Here is a 3,118-nt window from a genome sequence, read left to right as displayed (position 1 = left end):
CCACCGGGCGCACCGACCTCGTCTCCCCGGAAGACACCGTCGAGCTGACCCACGCCCAGTACCACTCGGTGCGCCGGCTGGTCGCCGAGCTGCCCGCCGCGGCCGCGGTCTACCCGACCCACGGATTCGGCAGCTTCTGCGCGAGCACCCCGGCCAGCGGCGCCGACGGCTCCACCGTCGGACAGGAGGCCACCACCAACCCGGCACTGACCCAGGACGAGCAGGACTACGTCGACGCGCTGATCGCCGGGCTGGGGGCGTTCCCGACCTACTACGCCCGCATGGGGCCGGCGAACACGGCCGGTCCCGCCCCGGTCGACCTGTCGGCCCCGGAACCGGTCGACCCCGCCGAGCTGCGACGCCGCCTCGAGGCCGGCCAGTGGGTGATCGACCTGCGTGAGCGCACCGCGTTCGCCGCCGGTCACCTGCCCGGCTCGCTGGGCTACGAACTCTCGACACCATTCGTCACCTACTTCGGCTGGACGTTCGACTTCGACGCCGAGCTGACCCTGATCGGCGACGACCCGCAGCAGGTCGCCGACGCCCAACGCGAACTGGTCCGGATCGGCATCGACCGCTTCGCCGGCGCCGCGACCGGCCCGATCGAGTCCCTCGACGCCGGGCAGGGCCTGCGTTCCTACCCGGTCTCGGACTTCGCCGCCCTCGCCGCGGCCCGCGCACAGCATGGCCGGAGCGGGCTGTTCATCGTTGATGCCCGCCGCGACGAGGAACGCGCCGCCGGCGGAGTGCAGGGATCAGTGCACATTCCGCTGCACGAGCTGGCGGCCCGCCGCGACGAGGTCCCCGACACCCAGGTGTGGGTCTACTGCGGCTCGGGCTATCGCGCCTCGATCGCCGCATCGATGCTCGACCGCCCCGGCCGCGACCTGGTCCTGATCAACGACGACTGGCCCCGGGCCGCCGAAGCCGGGCTGCCCATCACCGACCAGTCCGCCACCACCGGCAGCTGACCCCCGCCCAGGCGCCACGCATGCGCACCTCCCAGGAGCCCGACCAACAGGCCGGCGCAGCCCCACGGGGCGAATCGCCTCGACGCAGAACGAGAGGACCCCTTCCCCCATGACCATGACCTCCCCGCCCGAGACCTCCCCGACCGGGCACACCGTCGACGCCGACACCGTCATCGCCTGGAACCAGGCCGCTGCGCGCGAGGGGGCCGGTACACCGGTGGTCGTCGACGTCCGCAGCGCGGCCGAATACCAGGCCTCCCACATCCGCGGCTCCTACCACATGCCGCTGGCCACGCTGGCCGAGCACACCCGTGATCTCGCCGCCCACATCGCGGGCCCGGTGGTGCTGGTGTGCCAGTCCGGGGTGCGCGCCGAGCAGGCCCGGCGCTACCTCGCCGCCGCGGGTCTGGAGCGCGCCCACGTCCTCGACGGCGGCTTGCCCGCCTACACCGTCGCCGGCGGTGACATCGTGCGCGGCCGCCAGGTCTGGGCGCTGGAGCGCCAGGTCCGGCTCGTCGCCGGAGCTCTCGTGCTCGCCGGGCTGACCGCGGGGCGGCTCGTCTCGCCGAAGGCTCGGCTGCTGGCCGGCGGGATCGGCGCCGGGCTCACCTTCTCCGCGCTGAGCAACACCTGCGCCATGGGCGCCGCCCTGGCCCGGCTCCCGGCCAACCGCGACGTCACCGAGCCCGAGATCGGCCAGACCCTCGCCGGGCTGCGAGCCCGGCGACACGAACGCCCGCAGGACACGCAGCGGTGATCGTTCTCGCGGCGGGGTTCGGGCTACTCATCGGCGCCCTGCTCGGCCTCGTGGGCGGCGGTGGCGGCATCCTCGCCGTGCCCGCCCTCGTCTACGGGCTCGGGCTCCCCCTGGCCGAGGCGGTCCCGGCATCGCTGGTGGTGATCGGGCTGGCCTCAACGGTCGCGGTCGCCCCGCGAGCCCGCCGCGAGGTCAACTGGCGCCTCGCCGCGATCATCGGCGCCGCGGGCATCCCCACTGCTGTTATCGGTGGGATCGTCCACCAGCAACTCGACGGCCGATGGCTGATGCTGGTCTTCGCCGCGCTCATGGTCGCCGCCGGGCTGCGGATGCTGCGCGACACCGACGAGGCCGGCGGGGTATGTGAGCTTCCCGGCGGCGGCGTCGCCTGGCGCCACTGCCTGCCCCGCGCCGTCGCGACCGGGCTGCTGGTCGGGTTCCTGACCGGATTGCTCGGCGTCGGTGGCGGTTTCCTGCTCGTGCCCGCCCTCGTCGTCGCCCTCGGTCTACGGACCCCGAGTGCGGTGGCCACCTCGCTGGTCGTCATCGTCATCAACTCGATCGCCGCGCTGCTGCCCTACCTCACCGCCGCCAGCGCGGCCGGTACCGCAGGCGGGCTGGACTGGACCATCATCGCCCCGTTCGCCGCCGCCGCGATCCTCGCCTCGCTCCCGGCCGGCCGCCTCGCCCGCCGGTTGCCGGCGAGGACGCTGAGCCGCGGGTTCGCCACGCTGGTCCTACTCGTCGCCGCCGGCGTGACCGCCCAGACCGTCGTCGCCCTCGCCACCACCTGACCTGCAACGACACGACACGACACGAAGGAGCACACCCCATGACCGTCCGTGAGATCTCCATCGACGACCTCGCCGCCGCCCGCGACACCGGCGAGGCGACCGTGATCGACGTCCGCAACCCCGACGAGTACGCCGAGGCCCACATCCCCGGCGCCCGCCTGATTCCGTTGCCCGAACTCGGTGACCGCCTCGCCGAGGTCCCCACCGACCGTCCGGTGCACCTGGTGTGCCAGTCCGGCGGTCGCAGCGCCCAAGGCGCCGAACTGCTCACCGCGGCCGGACTCGACGCGGTATCGGTCACCGGCGGCACCCAGGGCTGGATCGCCTCCGGGCACCCCACCACCACCGGATAGCGCGCCACCCCACCGGGTAGCCGAGCCGGATCACTGCACTGCACGAGAGCGACATCCGACGCCCCCTGCACCGAGGGGGGCGCCGGGCGAGGAGGTCATGACGATGATGGGTGGATCGATGATGGGCTGGGCCTGGGTATGGCCGGTCCTGGTGCTGATCGGGCTGATACTGCTGGGCTATGTCGTGTTCCGGCTCGCCCAGAGCCGCGCACGTGCCGGCGCGGCACCGGGCGAGGGAACCCG

At 73.6% G+C, this 3,118-nt stretch carries 4 protein-coding genes; all 4 read left to right on the top strand.

The annotated features are described in order from the left end of the window. Positions 1 to 971 (top strand): rhodanese-like domain-containing protein (locus tag BM093_RS34450; RefSeq protein WP_093357619.1); only part of this gene is annotated, 971 nt, incomplete at its 5' end. A gap of 109 nt (positions 972 to 1,080) precedes the next feature. After that, positions 1,081 to 1,728: a rhodanese-like domain-containing protein gene (locus BM093_RS34445; RefSeq protein ID WP_245773998.1), complete on the top strand. Its 648-nt coding sequence runs from the start codon at positions 1,081 to 1,083 to the stop codon at positions 1,726 to 1,728. Beyond that, a complete protein-coding gene (locus BM093_RS34440) occupies positions 1,725 to 2,522 on the top strand; it encodes a sulfite exporter TauE/SafE family protein (RefSeq protein WP_307724065.1) in 798 nt (265 codons plus the stop codon). Before BM093_RS34445 ends, BM093_RS34440 begins: the two co-directional genes overlap by 4 nt. Positions 2,523 to 2,560: 38 nt before the next feature. Continuing rightward, the gene (locus BM093_RS34435) at positions 2,561 to 2,875 is read left to right on the top strand and encodes a rhodanese-like domain-containing protein (RefSeq protein ID WP_093357614.1); all 315 of its coding nucleotides are present in this window, start codon (positions 2,561 to 2,563) and stop codon (positions 2,873 to 2,875) included. Positions 2,876 to 3,118 lie beyond the last annotated feature (243 nt).

This window comes from Pseudonocardia ammonioxydans (assembly GCF_900115005.1).
GTDB classification, from domain to species: Bacteria; Actinomycetota; Actinomycetes; order Mycobacteriales; family Pseudonocardiaceae; genus Pseudonocardia; species Pseudonocardia ammonioxydans.
Note: the sequence above shows the minus strand (reverse complement) of the source record. Positions and strands in the feature narration are given on the sequence as shown.